Source organism: Roseibium sp. (assembly GCF_048260565.1).
In the GTDB taxonomy this organism is placed as follows: domain Bacteria; phylum Pseudomonadota; class Alphaproteobacteria; order Rhizobiales; family Stappiaceae; genus Roseibium.
Genome location: NZ_JBLXGP010000003.1, coordinates 377,105 through 394,254, shown reverse-complemented (window position 1 = coordinate 394,254; position 17,150 = coordinate 377,105). Strand labels below are relative to the sequence as shown.

Below are 17,150 nucleotides of genomic sequence, written 5' to 3'. Positions count from 1 at the left end.
GGTTCCTGTCCTTGGCTCATATCGTCAGAAACTTTCCCTGATCCACTGGCCTACGCGGGCCAGATAACCAGATTGTCCACCCCAGCCAGTGCGGCGGTTCTTGTGCTCGAACTGCTCGATCTGTGCGACCTGGGGATAGATGAGAAGACCGACCGCCGTAGCGAATGCCGGTCCTTTCGCGGCTTCAGGAAGGCCGGCGACGCCTAATGGCCGGCCCAGACGAACGTTACGCCCCAGGACCCGGCGCGCAACTTCACTCAAACCCGTGAGCTGACTGGCTCCGCCGGTCAGCACGATCTGTTTGCCGACACGTCCGGCAAAGCCGGAGGCCGTCAGACGATCCCGCACGAGTTCGAGGATTTCCTCCACCCGCGGGCGGATGACACGGGTCAGCGCCGAGCGGGGGATCTGATTTGGCAGATCGCCGTCGCCTTCCAGCGGCGGGACCGTGAGCATGTCCCGGTCGTCAGAGCTGCTGACGATCGGAGACCCGTGCAGGGTCTTCAGCCGCTCCGCATCCTGCAGGCGCGTGGCGAAAGCCCTGGCGATATCCGTGGTCACGTGATGCCCGCCGACGGCGATCGCATCCAGGTGGACCATCTGGCCCTCGACGAACACCGAAAGTGTCGTCGTTCCGCCGCCCATATCGATACAGGCGACGCCGAGTTCGGTTTCATCGTCGACAAGCGTCGACAGGCCGCTGGCGAACGGCGTCGCGACCAGCGTCTCCACATGCAGGTGGCCGCGGTTGATGCATAGTTCCAGATTGCGTACGGGCGGCACCTCGGCGGTGACCACCTGCATGTCGACCCCGAGCTTGTGGCCCATCATGCCGCGCGGATCGCGCATGCCCCGGTTGCCGTCGAGCGAATAGGAAATCGGCAGGGCGTGGGTCACGGCCCGGCCCTCGGTCACCGAATGGGACGACCCGGCCGACAGCACCCGCTGGATATCGGCTTCCGTCACCGATTCACCGGCAAGCGGCACCCCGGCGGAGAAGATTTCGCTCTGCAGCCGGCCGCAGCTCACGTTGGCGATCAGAGATTCAACGGTGACACCGGCCATGCGTTCGGCGGAATCCACGGCCAGCCGGATGGCATGTTCGGCGGCATCCATGTCGACGACGACACCGGACTTGATCCCGCGCGAACGCTGGTAGCCGTAGCCGAGCACCTCGACCGCATGTGAACGGCCGGATAGGACCGCGCCTTCGTCGCGCGGCGTCAGCTTTGCGATCAGGCAGCAGATCTTTGTCGAGCCGACGTCGAGAACGGACATCACGACGGCGCGGCGCCCCGGCAGGGGCCGCATGCGCGGCAGATAGAGGTTGGACCGGGACTTCTTCATGTGTTGTGCCCCCGGGCGGAAGCCACCTGACCGCGTCCCTTGCCTTCTTCCTTGCGCCGTTCCATGGCCTCGTCGGAAAGCCGGACGACGACCCGGTCCGCCAATCGCACGTCCACCGCGACAATGTCTCGGGACAAAAGACCGTTCTGTTCGTCCATGGCCACCACGTCGGCGAGAGCCACATCCATGTTTTCTTCCGGCAAACGGATGGAAATGCCGTTTTCCAGCATCAGGTCCCAACGTCTTTCGCCGACCAGAAAGGCCGCCCGGACCCGCGAACGCAGTCCCGGCACCTTTTCCAGGGCGGTTATGATTTCCTTCGCACGGTGCTGCGCACCGTGGTTCACGACCAGGAGCAGATTGGCATAGCGGCCGTCGACATCATCGGTGATCACATCCCCGGCCTCGTTGATGATCGAGACCACGTCGCCGCGCTGCCACAGCGCGTAGGGAACGCGTTCCTCCAGGTTGACCTGGATCGTTCCCGGATAGAGCTTCATCACCGAAGCGTTCTTCACCCAGGCGATATCGGTCAGGCGTATCCTGGCGGCATCCGCATCGAACAGGGCCAGAGAGGAGCCTTCCTGGATTTCCAGCGCTTCCAGGATCTGGAATTCGTTGGTTTCGCGTTGACCGGACAGCTTGACCGCCTCGATCTCGAAACCGACGGCCGACAGAAGCGCATCGGATACCTCGCGCCCGTAGCCGCCGAGGATAATGCCGTAGGTGATGGTAAGACTTAAGAAACCGAGCGCCGCCGCGGACCCGGTCCAGCGCGGCAATTCCGCAAGTCGTCCGGCGGCCCGCCACACGGGCTGGCGATGCAGGCGTGCGACGCCACGTCCCCGCGGAGCCAGCTCGGCTTCCATCGGGGTCAGGTCGTCCCGCCTGTTTTTTCGCCTTAACGACAGCAACTTGCGTCCTCTACCATCCAGCTGACCAGGTCCTTGAAACTCATCCCCTCGTGGGCCGCCATATCGGGCACAAGAGAGGTCGGCGTCATGCCTGGCTGCGTGTTCACTTCAAGGCAAATCAGTTCGCCGGTACCGTCTTCCCGTTCATCGAAGCGGAAATCCGCGCGGGAAACCCCGCGACAGCCGAGAGACTGATGAGCCTCGAGTGTCAGTGTCTGTATTTTTTGGTAAACAATCGGTGAAATTTTTGCAGGAAGGATGTGTTTAGAGCCTCCTTCCAGATATTTTGCATCGTAATCGTAAAAACCGTGACCGACCGGAACGATGTCGATGACCCCCAACGCCCTGTCCCCCATGACGGCGCAGGTCAGTTCCCGGCCCGCGATGAACCGTTCGCACATCAAAACGTCCGGATAGGGCCAGTCCTCGCGGGTCAGTTCCTGCGGCGGATAGTCCTGGTCCTCCTTCACGATCAGGACTCCGAAACTCGATCCCTCGTTGATCGGCTTGATCACGTAAGGCGGTTTCATCGGGTGTTCGCGACCGATCTCGTGCCTGTTCACGATCCGGTGTTCGGTGACCGGGATTCCGGTCGCCGCCATCACCGCCTTCGCCTTGACCTTGTTCATGGCAAGCGCGGAGGCCATCACACCCGAATGGGTATAGGGAATACCCATCACTTCCAGAATACCCTGAATGCAGCCATCTTCCCCGAAGGGGCCATGCAGCGCATTGAAGGCGACATCGGGAGCAACCTCTTTGAGGACGGCGGCGACATTGCGGTCGACATCGATCTCGGTGACCTTGTAGCCCGCCTCGTTCAGCGCCTTGACGCATTCGCGTCCAGTAGACAGGCTGACCGGCCGTTCGCTGACCCAGCCGCCCATGAGAACCGCCACGTGTTTTTGCGCCATCAGCAGGCCTCCTCAAGTTTGCCCAGGAAGGGCGCGATCGCACCTTCGGGACCGAATTCCCCAAGTCGCTTGATTTCCCATTCCAGCCGGACCCCGGAATGCTCCAGGACCCGCGCCCGTACCGTTTCGCCCAGAAGTTCCAGGTCGTGTCCCGTGGCGTTGCCGGTGTTGATCATGAAATTGCAGTGCAGTTCCGACATCTGCGCACCGCCGATGGTCAGGCCTCGGCAGCCGGCCGCGTCGATCACCTTCCAGGCGGAAGAGCCTTCCGGGTTCTTGAAGGTGGAGCCGCCCGTCTTTTCCCGGATCGGCTGCGCCCGTTCGCGGTGCGCGACGACGTCTTCCATTTCCTTGCGGATGTCCGCCTCGTCGGCGGGCGTGCCCTCGAACACCGCTTCGGTAAAAATCAAATCTTTCGACGCCGCCGAATGGCGATAGGCGTAGCCCATATCCGCATTCGTCAGGACATGACGCCCGCCCCGGCGGTCGATGGCAACAAGTTCCACCATGCGTTCGCGGGTTTCCGTGCCGTGCGCACCGGCATTCATGCGCAGCGCGCCGCCAAGGCCACCCGGGATCCCGGTGTAAAACGCAAATCCGCCCAGTCCGGCCTTTACGGCGGCTTCCGCCAGACGCTTGTCGGGCACGGCCGCGCCGGCGCGAAGCCGGTTGCCGCCGATCTCCTCGATCGTCCCGAAGCCCTTGGCGCTCAAACGAATAACCACACCCTTGAGCCCGCCATCCCGGATCAGCAGATTGGAACCGAGGCCGACCGGCAGCACTGGAACATCGTCCGGAAGCTTCTTCAGAAAGACGGCCAGGTCGTCCTCGTCGGCCGGCTGGAACATCAGCTGGGCCGGACCTCCGACCCGGAACCAGGTGACCGCCGAAAGCGGTTGATTCGCCGTCAGCTTGCCGCGGATGCCTTCCGCCAGATCCGGATGGATTTCCAGGAGATCGGGAAAGCTCACACCGAACCTCCAAGCTGCTGCTTCAGCTGATCGGGAAGCGCGTAGGCCCATTGCGTGATGTTGCCCGCCCCCAGGAACACGACATAGTCGCCGGGCTCGGCGATTTCCGCGACCAGCTTCGCCAGCTCGTCCGGATTGTCGATCGCCCGTGCGGACCTGTGGCCGCGGGTCTTCAGACCCGACACAAGGTCGAGATGGCTGGCCCCTTCGATCGGCTGTTCTCCGGCCGGATAGACCGGGGCCACGATGACGCTGTCGGCATCGTTGAAGCAGCTGGAAAACTCGTCGAACAGGCTCTTCAGCCGGGTGTAGCGGTGCGGCTGGACGATGGCGACGACCCTGCCCTTGGTGGATTCGCGGGCCGCATGAAGCACGGCGCGGATTTCCACCGGGTGATGACCGTAGTCGTCGAAGATCTCGATGCCGTTGACCGAACCGGTATGGGTGAAGCGGCGCTTGACCCCGCCGAATGCTGCAAGACCCTTGCGGAGGTCTTCCGGCTTGACCCCCAGTTGCGAGGCCACTGCGATCGCCGCCGTCGCATTGGAAACGTTATGCAGGCCGGGCATGGGCAGCACGAGGCCGTCGAGTTCCGTCACGCCGTCGCTCCGCCGGTCGCGGATCGTCACGGAGAAGGTCGATTTGCCGCCACTCATCTCGACATCTGTGAACCGGACGTCTGCCTGCGGATTGGTGCCATAGGTGACGATGCGCCGGTCCTCGATCTGGCCGATCAGGGTCTGCACTTCCGGATGATCCAGGCACATGACCGCAAAACCGTAAAAGGGAACGTTTTCCACGAACTGGCGGAAGGCGGCACGCACGCCGGCAAAGTCGCCATAATGATCGAGATGTTCCGGATCGATATTCGTCACCACGGCGATATCGGCGGGCAGTTTGACGAAGGTGCCGTCGCTCTCGTCCGCCTCGACAACCATCCAGTCGCCCTGCCCCATGCGCGCATTGGTGCCATAGGCGTTGATGATCCCGCCGTTGATCACCGTCGGGTCGAGATTGCCTGCATCCAGCAGCGCTGAAATCATCGAGGTGGTCGTGGTCTTGCCGTGGGTTCCGCCGACGGCGATCGCCTGCTTGAAGCGCATCAGTTCGGCCAGCATCTCCGCGCGCCGGACGACCGGGATCAGTTTTTCCCGCGCGGCGACCAGTTCCGGATTGTCCTTCCTGATCGCAGAGGACACCACGAGCACTTCCGCATCGCCCAGGTTTTCCGCCGCATGGCCGACGGTCACCTTGATGCCGTGGTCCCGCAGGCGTTTCACATTGGCATTGTCGGCCATGTCGGAACCCTGGACCTCGTAGCCGAGGGTCTTCAGCACCTCGGCGATGCCGCTCATCCCAATGCCTCCGATGCCGACGAAATGCACCGGGCCGATATCCTGCGGCATCTTCATGCGCCGTCTCCTGTTTCGAGTTTTTTCTTTGCGGCAATCCGTTCCACGAGATCAGCCAGCCGTACGACCGCATCCGGCTTGCCTTGCCCGAGCGCGCCCGAAGCCGCACGCGCCAGCATCTCCGGCGCGCGGAACAGCCGCTCCAGCTCCTGTGCCATGCGTTCCGGTGTCAGATCGGCCTGAGCGATCGGCCAGGCGCCGCCGGCTGCTTCCAGCCCCCGGGCATTGGCACTCTGGTCCTGATCGAGCGCATGCGGCAAAGGCACCAGGATGGACGGTCGCCCCAGAACCGTCAGTTCGCTGACAGATGACGCGCCCGCGCGGCAGACCACCAGATGCGAGGCAGCGATCCGCTCCGGCATATCCTGGAAGAACGCATGGAGGTCCGCATCGACCCCGAGCGCCTGATAAGCCGTTTCGACCCGCTCCAGATCCTCCGGCCGGCATTGCTGGACCAGCCTGAGCCGCCCGCGCAGTTCATCGGACACATGCTTCAAGGCTTCCGGCATCAGATCGGAGAAAAACCGAGCGCCCTGCGAGCCACCGAAAACGAGCAGATGAAAGGGACCGTCCGGCGACGGCGGCTGATAAGGTTTTCCGGATGCTGCAATGACCGCATCGCGAACGGGATTGCCCGTCTCCACCACCTTGGCGGCGAGATCGGCCGGCAATCCGCTTAGTGGAACGCTGGTGGCGATCGCGGTCGCGCCCCTGGCCAGCATCCGGTTCGCCCGCCCCATGACGCCATTGGCCTCGTGCAGGATGGACGGCGTCCCGGTCAGCCGCGCGGCAAACATCGGCGGGAACGTCGGATAGCCCCCGAAGCCGACCACAGCCGCCGGCTTGAGCGCCTTGATGACGCTGCGCGCCTGCAAGGTGCCGCGCAGCAGGCTGAAGGCCGTTTTCGCCAGGGCAACCGGCGACTTGCCGCGCAGGGTTTCCGACGCGATGATATGTACCTTGCGGGCCGGGAAGGCCTGGCCATACCGGTCGGCCCGCTCATCGGTGGCGAGTTCCACCGTCCAGCCGCGCCGGCCGAGTTCGCTCGCCAGCGCCTGGGCCGGGAACAAATGCCCGCCCGTACCGCCTGCCGTAAGAAGAATGGTTTTACTCATGACTCTTGACGCTCGGTCCTCACATGAGGCTGGAAGGCGAAAGGCGGCTGACGGTCACCGGCTCGCCGCGGGTCGGCCGCGGTCTGCGCCTGGTCAGCGCCAGCAACGCTCCGGCGATCAAGGCCGACGACAGCAGAGACGAACCGCCATAGGAAATGAACGGCAACGTCATGCCCTTCGGCGGCATAAGATTGAGGTTCACGGCCAGATTGATGGATGCCTGCAGTCCGAACAGGACCGTAAGCCCGGCCGTTGCCAACCTGCTGAAGGCATCCTGGTCCTTGCTCGCGTGGTTAAGCCCTCGAATGACGATGAAGGCGAAGACGGAAACCAGCAACAGGCAGACGATAATGCCGAATTCCTCCGCCACGACAGCGAAGACAAAGTCCGTGTGGCTGTCCGGCAGGATCCGTTTTACCGTCCCCTCCCCCGGGCCCCGTCCGAACCAGCCGCCCGACAGGAAGGAGTCCATCGCCGTGTCGATCTGGTAGGTGTCGCCAGAACTGGGGTCCATGAACCGGTCCACACGGGCGGTCACGTGCGGCAGGAACACATAGGCCGCCGCAAGGCCCATAACACCGATCACACCGAGACCGGCAATCAGGAACCACGGCAGGCCGTTCAGGAAGAACAGTCCTGCCCAGACCGCGCCCAGAAGCATGGTCTGGCCGAAGTCCGGCTGGGCGATCAGGAGCGCCGCGCAGATGACGTAAAGCAGGATGGCGAACAGGACACCGGGAACCTCGCGCCTGCGACCGCTCTCAGACAGCAGGAAGGCGACAAGGACGACGAATGCCGGCTTCAAGAATTCCGAAGGCTGGATCGAAAAACCGAGAAACGAGATCCAGCGCCTCGACCCCTTGACCTCAAGGCCGATGAACAGCGTGGCGATCAGCATCACCACCGAGGCGATAAAGATCAGAAGCGCCGCCCGCCGGACCATGCGCGGCGACATCAGCGACGCAGCCAGCATGATCGCAATGGCCGGGCCTAAGAACAGTGCCTGACGTTTGACGAAGAAGAAGGTCTCGACGCCGATCCGCTCTGCAACCGGCGGGCTTGCGGCAAAGGACAGGACCACACCGCCGACCATGAGCAGGAAGAAGGCGGCAAGCAGGTAGTGGTCCACGGTCCAGAACCACTCCGCGAAGCGGCTGCGATCGGCGCGGCTGACCATCAGGCGACCTCCTGGCTGGTGACGACCATCTTCAGGGCGCGGACCGCCTTGGCAAAGGCATCGCCCCTGATTTCGAAATTGGGATACTGGTCGAACGACGCACAGGCTGGCGACAGCAGCACGGCCATTTCGGGTGCCGCGTCCTTCGCGGCATCCGAAGCGGCCTGCGCGACCGCCTTGTCCAGCGTTCCCGTGATCTCGTAGGGAACCCGATTGCCCAGGGTCTTTGCGAAGTCGTCCGCAGCCTCGCCGATCAGATAGGCCTTGGCGATGCGCGGGAAGAATTCTTCCAGCGGGGCGATCCCGCCGGCCTTGGCGCGACCGCCGGCAATCCAGTAGATCCGTTCGAAGCTGGCGAGCGCACGGGCGGCTGCATCCGCATTGGTCGCCTTGGAATCGTTGACGAACAGGATCCGTCCGGAGCGGGCAATCACTTCCATGCGATGATGCAGTCCGGGGAAGCTTTTCAGCGCTTCGGCGATTTTGTCGGCCGAAACCCCAAGCGTCCGCAGCGCGGCGAAGGCCGCCGCCGCGTTCTGGCCGTTATGATCGCCGCGCAGGCTGTCGATCCCGGCAAGGCGTGCGACCCGGACCTGGGCGCCGTCATGGGCTTCGAACAGCTCGCCATGGCTGGCATATGCGCCTTCCGACACTTCCCGCTCGCCTGCAATCCGCCACAGGGGCTTTCCGCTCATTTCCCGGCGGTCGGCAATGGCCGCCGACAGCCGGTCGTCGACACCGACGACGGCCGTCTCACTGCCCTGAACGAGCCGCTCCTTGATCGCTGCATAACGTTCCAGGGTGCCGTGCCGGTCCAGATGATCCGGCGACAAATTCATGTGAATGCCCACCGTCGGATCGAGGGTGGGGGCCAGGTCGATCTGATAGGAGGAACATTCGACCACATAGTGCCGTCCGGGCGCCGGCGGCTCCAGCTCCAGCACCGGAATGCCGATGTTGCCGCCCATCTGCGTGTCATAGCCGAGCGCCTTCAGGAGATGGGCGATCAGCGCGGTGGTGGTCGACTTGCCGTTCGTCCCGGTAATGGCGATCAGCGGTGCATCAGGACATTTCCTGCGCCGCTCGCGGCAGAAGAGTTCCACGTCTCCGATGACTTCGATACCGGCATCGCGCGCCCGGTCCACCGTCCAGTGCGGCAGCGGATGGGTCAGGGGCACGCCGGGCGCCAGCACGAGGGTTGCGAAATCGTCCCAGTCGGCCTCGCGCAAATCCTGTGCATGCAGCCCTTCCGAGCGTGCGGCCTCGACCCGCGCCGGCGCGTCGTCCCAGACCGTTACCTGCGCACCGCCGGCCACCAGCGCACGCGCCGTCGCCATCCCGGAACCACCGAGACCGAACAGCGCCACATGCCTGCCCTTGAACGAGGTAACCGGGATCATGGCACCTACCTCAGCTTCAGGGTTGCAAGGCCGATCAGGGCCAGGACGACGGAGATGATCCAGAACCGGATCACGACCTGGGACTCCGTCCAGCCCATCAGTTCGAAATGATGGTGGATCGGCGCCATGCGGAAGACCCGCTTGCCGGTCAGCTTGAAGGAGATCACCTGGGCGATCACGGAAACCGCTTCCAGAACGAACAGTCCGCCGACGATGGCAAGAACGATCTCGTGCTTGGTGGCAACGGCGATCGCACCGATCATTCCGCCGAGCGCCAGCGATCCGGTATCGCCCATGAAAATGGCCGCCGGCGGCGCGTTGAACCACAGGAAGCCGAGACCGGCCCCGATCACCGCTCCGCATATGACCGCCAGTTCGCCGGTGCCGGGTACGTGGTGGATCTGCAGGTACTCGGCAAACACCGCGTTCCCGGAGAGGTACGCAATCAGGGCGAAGGACGCGCAGGCGATCATCACCGGAACGATCGCAAGCCCGTCGAGCCCGTCGGTCAGGTTGACCGCGTTGCCGGCGCCAACCATCACGAATGCGGCGAAGGGAATGAAGAAAAGACCGAGATTGAAAGTGACCGCCTTCAGGAAGGGAAAGCCGATGGAGGTCGAAAACGGCGGGTTGTCGAGAAGGGTGACCGCGTAGGCGGCCGCGGCCGCGATCAGGAACTCCAGTCCGAGCCGGGCCTTGCCGCCGAAACCTTTGGCGCTGGACTTCGTCACCTTCAGATAATCGTCGTAAAATCCGATCAGGCCGAAACCGACCGTCACCCCGATCACGATCCAGACATAAGGATTGGACAGATCCGTCCACAAAAGGGCCGCGACAAGCGCGCCCGACAGGATCATCAGACCGCCCATCGTCGGGGTGCCTTGCTTCAGCAAATGACCTTCCGGCCCATCCGCGCGGATCGGCTGTCCGTGTCCCTGGCGCAGGCGCAGACTGCTGATGATCCTCGGCCCGAACAGGAACACGAAGAACAGGGCCGTCATGATCGCCCCGCCGGTCCGGAACGTAATGTACCGGAACACGTTCAGGGCAGAAATCTGGTCGGCTAACTCGCCGAGAAAATAAAACATCCGAAGGTCCTCAAGCCGCCACGGTTTCGTCCGCAGGCGGATATTCCTTTTTCAGGGCCTCAACAAGGGGCCCCATCTTCGATCCGAGCGACCCCTTGATCATGATCACATCGCCGGAGCGCACATCTTCCAGCAACCGGTTGCGGAGTCCGGCGGCCTCTTCCGCATAGGCCGCGCGCTGATGTTTGGGCAGCAGCTCCCAGAGCGCATGCATATGCGGTCCCGAACAATAAACCGTATCGACCGCCGCGTTGCTGATATGGGCGAAAAGGCCCGCATGCAGCTGATCCGCCTGTTCTCCGAGCTCCCGCATGTCCCCAAGCACGGCGATACGCCGGCCCGGTCGGGAAACAGGAGCCTCGCTCAGGACTTCCAGAGCGGCCTTCATCGACGCCGGATTGGCGTTGTAGCTCTCGTCGATCAGGTCGAGATAGCCTTCCGGCAGCTTCAACCGGGTCACTTCGCCACGACCCTTCGGCGCATGCATCTCCGCCAGCGCCAGTCCGGCCAGTGCCAGATCGGCGCCCAGCTCGACGACGGCGGTGAGAACAGCCAGGCTGTTCTTCACGTGATGGCGTCCCGGCGCGCCGATCTTGTAGGTGATCTCGTTGCCGAGGATAACCGCCTGCACGCTGGAGCTGCCCGGCTGGCGCGAGACCTTCTCAACAACCGAATCCGCACCGGCGGATTCGCCGAACGTATCGATGCGCGGGACGCCCGCCGCAGTCGCCAGGAACTTCAGCAGATCGTACTGATTGTTGTCCCGGTTCAGAATGGCAACGCCGTCCGGCTCCAGACCTGAGAAGATCTCCGCCTTCGCCTGGGCGATTTTCTCGACCGACCCGAAGAATTCCAGATGGACCGGCTGCACCGTGGTGATGATCGCCACATGCGGGCGCACCATCTTGACCAGCGGCGTGATTTCTCCGGCGTGGTTCATGCCGATTTCGAACACGCCGTATTCCGTGTCGGCCGGCATGCGTGCCAGCGTCAGGGGAACGCCCCAATGATTGTTGAAGGAGGCAACGGATGCATGCACCTTGCCGGACCGTTCCAGCGTCAGCCGAAGCGCTTCCTTGGTTCCGGTCTTGCCGACGGACCCGGTCACCGCGACGATACGGGCGTCCGTCCGCGCCCGGGCGGCAATGCCAAGCTGGCGGAGGGCGTCGAGCGGATCGTCGACGATGACGTACCGGCCGCCTTCGGGCAGATCGGCCATGCGCTCCCGGGCCACAAGCGCCAGCGATGCTCCGGCGTTCAGGGCGGCATCGACGTAATCGTGGCCCTCCAGACGGTCGCCCTTGATGGCAACAAAGGCATCGCCCGGCTGAAGTGTCCGGCTGTCGATGGAAATGCCCGTGATCGCGTCGGGGACCTCGCCGGAGACTTCTCCACCGGTCGCTTCGACAAAAGCTTCTCGGGTCCACAACGGTTCGGTCATCGGGCAACTCCCTGGGCGATGGCTTCGGCCACGGCTTCGTGGTCTGAAAAGGGGTGTACCGTGTTGCCGACAATCTGGCCCGTTTCATGACCTTTTCCGGCCACGCACAGAATATCGCCCGGACCGAGCCGCCGTACACCCTCGCGGATGGCCTCGCCGCGATCGCCGATTTCAAGCGCATCGGGCGCCGCTTCCAGGATCGCCTTCCTGATGGCCGCCGGATCTTCGCTACGCGGATTGTCATCGGTCACGATGACGACATCCGCCCTCTCGGCGGCAATCTTTCCCATCAAGGGCCGTTTGCCCGGGTCCCGGTCCCCACCGGCCCCGATCACGGCGATGAGCTTGCCGTCCGCAAACGGACGCAAGGCCGCAAGCACGTTTTCCAGCGCATCGGGCTTGTGGGCATAGTCGATGACGACCGTGCCGCCACTCAAGGTTTTGCCGGCGAATTCCAGCCGCCCCGGCGCGCCTTTCAGGCTTTCCAGCGATCTGACCGCCTTGCCGGTTTCGATGCCGGCGGCGATCGCCAGGCCTGCGGCGATCAGGGCATTGGAGACCTGGAACCGTCCGATCATCGGCAGGGTCACTGTGTAATCCCCGCGCGCCGTCTGGATGGTCAGGACCTGGCCTGAAGTCGTCTGGCGCAATCCCGTCAGCTTCAGGTCCTTGCCGGTTTCGCCCACGGTGATGACCGGCAGCTTCCGCTCCGCCGCAACCGCCAGCACGCGGTCCGCGTAAGGTTCGCCCGGATCGACGACGACCGTCCCGCCCGAGGGCAGAAGATCGCGGAACAGGCGCAGTTTCGCATTGAGATAGTCCTCGACCGTCGCATGGTAATCCATATGGTCCCGGCCGAGATTGGTGAAACCGGCAGCCGTCAGGCGCACCCCGTCGAGGCGGAACTGGTCGAGACCGTGACTGGACGCCTCGAGCGCCGCGTGGGTGACCTTGTCCCTTGCCAGCCGCGCGAGTTCCTTGTGGAGCGCCACCGGGTCCGGTGTCGTCAGCCCGCCGTAGATGCGGCCGTCCGCAGTCACGGTTCCGATGGTGCCAAGGCTTGCCGCCGAATGGCCGGCGGCCTGAAAGATCTGGCGCACGAAATGGGCGACGGAGGTCTTGCCGCTCGTGCCGGTCACCGCGACGACCGTTTCAGGTTGATCCCCGTAAAAGGCCGCCGCCATCAGGGCGAAAGCGCGACGCGGTTCGGCACTCACTAGGACGACGGCGCGCCCGGCCGCATCGGCCCGCACCCGGTCGGCTGCCTCTTCCGCACACAGGATCGCGACCGCGCCTGCATCCACCGCACTGGAGACAAAGCGCGCACCATCCGTGCTTGCGCCTTTCAGGGCGGCAAACAGAAAACCCGGCTCTACCGCACGGCTGTCGGCGGTCAGACCGGAAATATCGACCGTCCCCGCCCCTTCCGGCAGGTCCAGCTCGCGCGCTAATTTTTCAAGATGCATTTCATACGGTCGTCCGGTTGGTGCGTCGTCATGTTGGCATTCAAACACCGGTTAACGGCTGCGACCCCGCCGGTGCTTGAAGCCTTAATATTTTATTTCAATCGGTTGTTCATCATCGCCGAAGCGCGGCATCACGCCCAGCATCGGTGCGGCACGGCGAATGATGGCGCCAACGGTCGGCGCCGCGTTCATTCCCGCCGTCGCGCTGTACTTGCCTTTTTCAGGCTTCGGCTCGTCGACAACCACCAGCACCACGTAGCGCGGGTCGTCCATCGGGAAGGCGGACAGAAAGGAGTTCCGGCGCTTGTTGGAAACATAAACGCCATTCTCGACCTTTTCCGCCGTCCCGGTCTTTCCGCCCACAGTATAGCCCGGCACATCGGCATTCCGTCCGGAACCGGACAGAACGTTCAGCCGGAACAGATAGCGCATGATCCGGCTGGTCCCTTCCGAAACCACCCGTTTTCCCAATGCCTTGACCTTGTCGCTGCTGCGCGGGAAGAAGGTCGGCGGCAACAAGTTTCCGCCATTGACCAGGGCGGCAGCGGCGACCGCGGTCTGCATCGGCGTCACCGAAATGCCATGACCGAAGGAAATGGTCATGGCCGCCAGTTCGGACCATTTCGGCGGCAGCAGCGGAGCCGCATTTTCGGGCAACTCGGTATGCGGTCGCTCCAGGAAGCCGAGCCGGCCGAGGAATTCCTGCTGCTTGTCGATCCCCGTCGCAAGCATCATCTTCGCGGTGCCGATGTTGGACGAATAGATGAAGATTTCCGGCACGGAGAGGATCCGGTTTTTGCCGTGGAAATCGTGGATTGTGCGTCCCGCGGCCCGGATCGGGCGCGAGGCATCGAAACTGTCGTTGATCGAAACCTTCCCCGAATCAAGCGCCATGGCCGCGGTGAAGGTCTTGAACACCGACCCCATTTCATAGACCCCGCCGGTCGCCCGGTTGAGCCGGTTCTTGTCCAGGGCCTCGGACCGGTCGTTGGGGTCGTAGTCCGGCAGGGACGACATGGCGACGACCTCGCCGGTCTTGGCGTCGAGCACGATACCGATTGCGGCGATGGCCTGATAGCGCTCCATGGCCTTGACCAGTTCGTCGCGCACCACGTGCTGGACCCGGAGATCGACGGAGAGCCGAACCGGTTCCATCGACCTGTCGGAGGCGAAGCCGAATTTCTGCAGATCCGCCAGCCATTCGTCATCGATGTATTTTTCGATCCCGGTCAGGCCCTGGTTGTCCACATTGACCGACCCGACAATATGGCCGGCGGTGGGGCCGCCCGGATAAAACCGCTTGTTTTCCGGCAGGAACTTGATGCCCGGCAGACCGAGATTATGGATCCGGTTCGCCTGATCCGGTGTGAGTTCGCGCTTCAGCCAGGCAAACCCGGCCCGGCTTTCCAGACGGCGGCGAACCACGGCAGGAGCCAGGTCCGGAAGGACGCTCATCAGGCCTTCGACGGTCTCATCCACATCCTGGACACGGCGCGGTTCGGCGTAGAGCGAGGCGGTCTTGATATCGGTAGCAAGGATCTCGCCGTTGCGGTCCAGCAGATCGGGTCGCGAGGCGGCGACGGAATCCTGCGCCGAAATCAGGGCCGGGGACTGTGTTTCGTCCATCTCGGCCAGAAGCACGAGGCGGCCTCCGATCATCAGATAGACGAAAGCAAACGCCATCATCGCAAGGTAGACGCGGGACTTGACCGCGCTGGAAGACACGGAACCACGCACCGGACGCGGTTTTGCGCGGCGAACCTGAAGAATGGAACCTGTGTCGTGGGTTACCGCCATGCCGCCGCCCTTACCTGATGACCTGGGAATTGCCGGCGTATCCGCCCATCGGATCGGGTCCGCCGACCGGCTTCAGTTGCACCGGACGGACCGGGAGATCCTCTGGCGACACGATCTGGTTCACGTCCAGCGGCTGGAGCCGAAGATAGGAATTGTACCGTTCGACAAGATGCTGCAGCCGCTCGGGCTGATTCAGCGCGCTCCATTCCGCCTTGAGGAGGCGGATGTTCTCCCGCTCCTCGTCGATCTGCTGCTGCAGTTCGGCAACCCGCGACGCCGATTTCTTGGCCGCAAGCTTCATGTCATAAACCGCGGCCGCGCCGATCACGACGGCCAGCACGAAGAGTATGTTGAGATAGCGTCCCATCTCAGCCTCCTAATCCGTCAAATTCGGCAAGCCTTGGGACGCCCGCCGCGTGAATGTCGAGCTCGCGCGCCGGGGCATCGGTCCGCCGGCCCGCGCGAAGACGCGCGGAGCGAGCGCGCGGATTGGCCTCCGTTTCGGCCTCCTCCGCTTCCACCGCCTTGCGCGTGAGCAATTCGAATGTCGGTGGCGGCACGTCTTCCTCCGGCATGTGCCGGGAACCGCCGCCCCGGGTTTTGGTCCGATCCTGGAAGAACCGCTTCACGATCCGGTCTTCCAGGCTGTGGAAGCTGACCAGAACCAGCCGTCCGCCCGGTTTCAGGATCCGTTCCGCCGCGCCAAGCGCTCGGGCCGCCTGATGAAGCTCGCCGTTGACGTAGATGCGCAGCGCCTGGAAGGTCCGGGTCGCCGGATGGATCTGGGCCTTTTTCGGAGACCGTCCGAGCACCTTTTCGATCAGGGCGGACAGTTCCGCGGTCCGCTCGAACGGCTTTTCCTTGCGCGCATTGTCAATGGCATGGGCGACGGTCGTCGCCCGCTTTTCCTCGCCGAGCAGGCCGATGATGCGGATCAGGTCCTTCACCGGCATCCGGTTGACCACGTCGGCGGCGGATGGACCGGCCTGCTCCATGCGCATGTCGAGCGGCCCGTCGCGCAGGAACGAGAACCCCCGCTCCGCCTGATCGAGCTGCATCGACGACACGCCGAGATCCAGAACCACGCCATCGACATGTTCGAAACCGGCATCCCGCGCATGGGTGTCCAGATCGGCGAACTGGCCGGGAACGAGTGTCAGACGCCCCTTGGCCTCATCGACGAGGGACTGACCGCCCGCAATCGCATCCGGATCGCGGTCGATGCCGACGACGGATGCGCCAGCCTCCAGCAGCGCGCGACTGTAGCCGCCTGCCCCGAAGGTACCGTCGACAATTACCTCGCCGGATTTCGGATCGAGATATTTCAGAACCTCTTTCAGGAGAACCGGCACATGACGCACAGGTCCGCCGGCATCCGAAGCAGGGCTTCTTTCGCTCAGCGCCATCATGCCGGCCCTCCTGGCAAGGGTGTCGGGGCCACCTGCCCCGACAGCATCGCGAGCGCGCGCTTTTGGGCCTCCGCGCGATGCTCGCGAAACTTTTCCGGTTCCCAGATCTGAAACTTGTATCCGAGACCGGCGAAGGTGACCTGATCGGTTATCCCGGTGTGGTCCCGGACCATATCGGAAATCATGATCCGGCCGTCGCCGTCGATCTTCGGCGTCTCGCTGGCGCCGAAAAGGGCCACGGCCAGGGCGTCGTGATCCGGCGACAGCTTGGCGAAAGCGTCGAGCCGGGTCTGGATTTCGCCCAGGAGTTCGTTGCCGCCCGCATCGATGGCGGGACAATGGGGAGAGGCGATGCAGTAAAGGCCTTCAAAGCCGTCGCGCGCAAGAACCGCGCGGAAGGGTGCCGGGATCGAAACACGACCCTTGGCATCCAGCCGGTTGGTAAAATGCGACACAAAACCGGCCATAACACCCCTCTAAGCAGGCAAAACTGCCTGACCAAGCCCAAGTTCCCCCTGAATGAAAGAAGACGGCCGGTTTCCGACCTGGTTTGACACCAAATATGAGCCGCCGTGACCGCCCTGATATGGGCCGCCAATCCCCATTCTGGGTTTTTATGGGATACCATGGGATCTTATGGGACGTCAATGGAATCCCATGGTCGTAGACCTGCTTACGGACAAGTGTCAGCAATCAAAG

15 protein-coding genes are annotated in these 17,150 nt (G+C 63.5%); all 15 read right to left on the bottom strand.

Going from position 1 to position 17,150, the window contains the following annotated elements; translation table 11 throughout:
* Positions 1-24: 24 nt before the first annotated feature.
* Positions 25-1,347, bottom strand: a complete 1,323-nt coding sequence (gene ftsA / locus ACN0SO_RS10025) for a cell division protein FtsA (protein ID WP_417677134.1) — start codon at positions 1,345-1,347, stop codon at positions 25-27.
* Positions 1,344-2,216, bottom strand: a complete 873-nt coding sequence (locus ACN0SO_RS10020; protein ID WP_417677132.1) for a cell division protein FtsQ/DivIB — start codon at positions 2,214-2,216, stop codon at positions 1,344-1,346. The genes ftsA and ACN0SO_RS10020 overlap by 4 nt, the downstream gene beginning before the upstream one ends.
* 32 nt (positions 2,217-2,248) lie before the next feature.
* Positions 2,249-3,175: a D-alanine--D-alanine ligase gene (locus tag ACN0SO_RS10015; protein WP_417677130.1), complete on the bottom strand. Its 927-nt coding sequence runs from the start codon at positions 3,173-3,175 to the stop codon at positions 2,249-2,251.
* Positions 3,175-4,146, bottom strand: a complete 972-nt coding sequence (murB, locus tag ACN0SO_RS10010) for a UDP-N-acetylmuramate dehydrogenase (RefSeq protein WP_417677128.1) — start codon at positions 4,144-4,146, stop codon at positions 3,175-3,177. Before murB ends, ACN0SO_RS10015 begins: the two co-directional genes overlap by 1 nt.
* The gene (gene murC / locus ACN0SO_RS10005; protein ID WP_417677126.1) at positions 4,143-5,558 is read right to left on the bottom strand and encodes a UDP-N-acetylmuramate--L-alanine ligase; all 1,416 of its coding nucleotides are present in this window, start codon (positions 5,556-5,558) and stop codon (positions 4,143-4,145) included. The genes murB and murC overlap by 4 nt, the downstream gene beginning before the upstream one ends.
* Positions 5,555-6,673: an undecaprenyldiphospho-muramoylpentapeptide beta-N-acetylglucosaminyltransferase gene (murG, locus tag ACN0SO_RS10000; RefSeq protein WP_417677124.1), complete on the bottom strand. Its 1,119-nt coding sequence runs from the start codon at positions 6,671-6,673 to the stop codon at positions 5,555-5,557. Before murG ends, murC begins: the two co-directional genes overlap by 4 nt.
* Before the next feature lie 19 nt (positions 6,674-6,692).
* Positions 6,693-7,850 (bottom strand): putative lipid II flippase FtsW, encoded by a 1,158-nt coding sequence (gene ftsW / locus ACN0SO_RS09995; protein ID WP_417677122.1) that lies wholly within the window; start codon positions 7,848-7,850, stop codon positions 6,693-6,695.
* Positions 7,850-9,250 carry a UDP-N-acetylmuramoyl-L-alanine--D-glutamate ligase gene (gene murD / locus ACN0SO_RS09990; RefSeq protein ID WP_417677120.1) on the bottom strand — a complete coding sequence of 467 codons (1,401 nt, stop codon included), beginning with the start codon at positions 9,248-9,250 and terminating at the stop codon, positions 7,850-7,852. Before murD ends, ftsW begins: the two co-directional genes overlap by 1 nt.
* Before the next feature lie 5 nt (positions 9,251-9,255).
* The gene (gene mraY, locus ACN0SO_RS09985; RefSeq protein WP_417677118.1) at positions 9,256-10,338 is read right to left on the bottom strand and encodes a phospho-N-acetylmuramoyl-pentapeptide-transferase; all 1,083 of its coding nucleotides are present in this window, start codon (positions 10,336-10,338) and stop codon (positions 9,256-9,258) included.
* Between the two features lie 10 nt (positions 10,339-10,348).
* A complete protein-coding gene (locus ACN0SO_RS09980) occupies positions 10,349-11,779 on the bottom strand; it encodes a UDP-N-acetylmuramoylalanyl-D-glutamyl-2,6-diaminopimelate--D-alanyl-D-alanine ligase (protein ID WP_417677116.1) in 1,431 nt (476 codons plus the stop codon).
* Positions 11,776-13,245: a UDP-N-acetylmuramoyl-L-alanyl-D-glutamate--2,6-diaminopimelate ligase gene (locus tag ACN0SO_RS09975; protein ID WP_417677114.1), complete on the bottom strand. Its 1,470-nt coding sequence runs from the start codon at positions 13,243-13,245 to the stop codon at positions 11,776-11,778. The genes ACN0SO_RS09980 and ACN0SO_RS09975 overlap by 4 nt, the downstream gene beginning before the upstream one ends.
* A gap of 84 nt (positions 13,246-13,329) precedes the next feature.
* The gene (locus ACN0SO_RS09970; protein WP_417677112.1) at positions 13,330-15,042 is read right to left on the bottom strand and encodes a peptidoglycan D,D-transpeptidase FtsI family protein; all 1,713 of its coding nucleotides are present in this window, start codon (positions 15,040-15,042) and stop codon (positions 13,330-13,332) included.
* Between the two features lie 10 nt (positions 15,043-15,052).
* Entirely contained in the window at positions 15,053-15,409 is a 357-nt protein-coding gene (gene ftsL, locus ACN0SO_RS09965; protein WP_417677110.1) for a cell division protein FtsL, read from the bottom strand.
* A 1-nt stretch (position 15,410) separates the two neighbouring features.
* Positions 15,411-16,448 (bottom strand): 16S rRNA (cytosine(1402)-N(4))-methyltransferase RsmH, encoded by a 1,038-nt coding sequence (gene rsmH / locus ACN0SO_RS09960; RefSeq protein ID WP_417677476.1) that lies wholly within the window; start codon positions 16,446-16,448, stop codon positions 15,411-15,413.
* Entirely contained in the window at positions 16,448-16,918 is a 471-nt protein-coding gene (gene mraZ / locus ACN0SO_RS09955) for a division/cell wall cluster transcriptional repressor MraZ (RefSeq protein WP_417677108.1), read from the bottom strand. The genes rsmH and mraZ overlap by 1 nt, the downstream gene beginning before the upstream one ends.
* Positions 16,919-17,150: the final 232 nt, after the last annotated feature.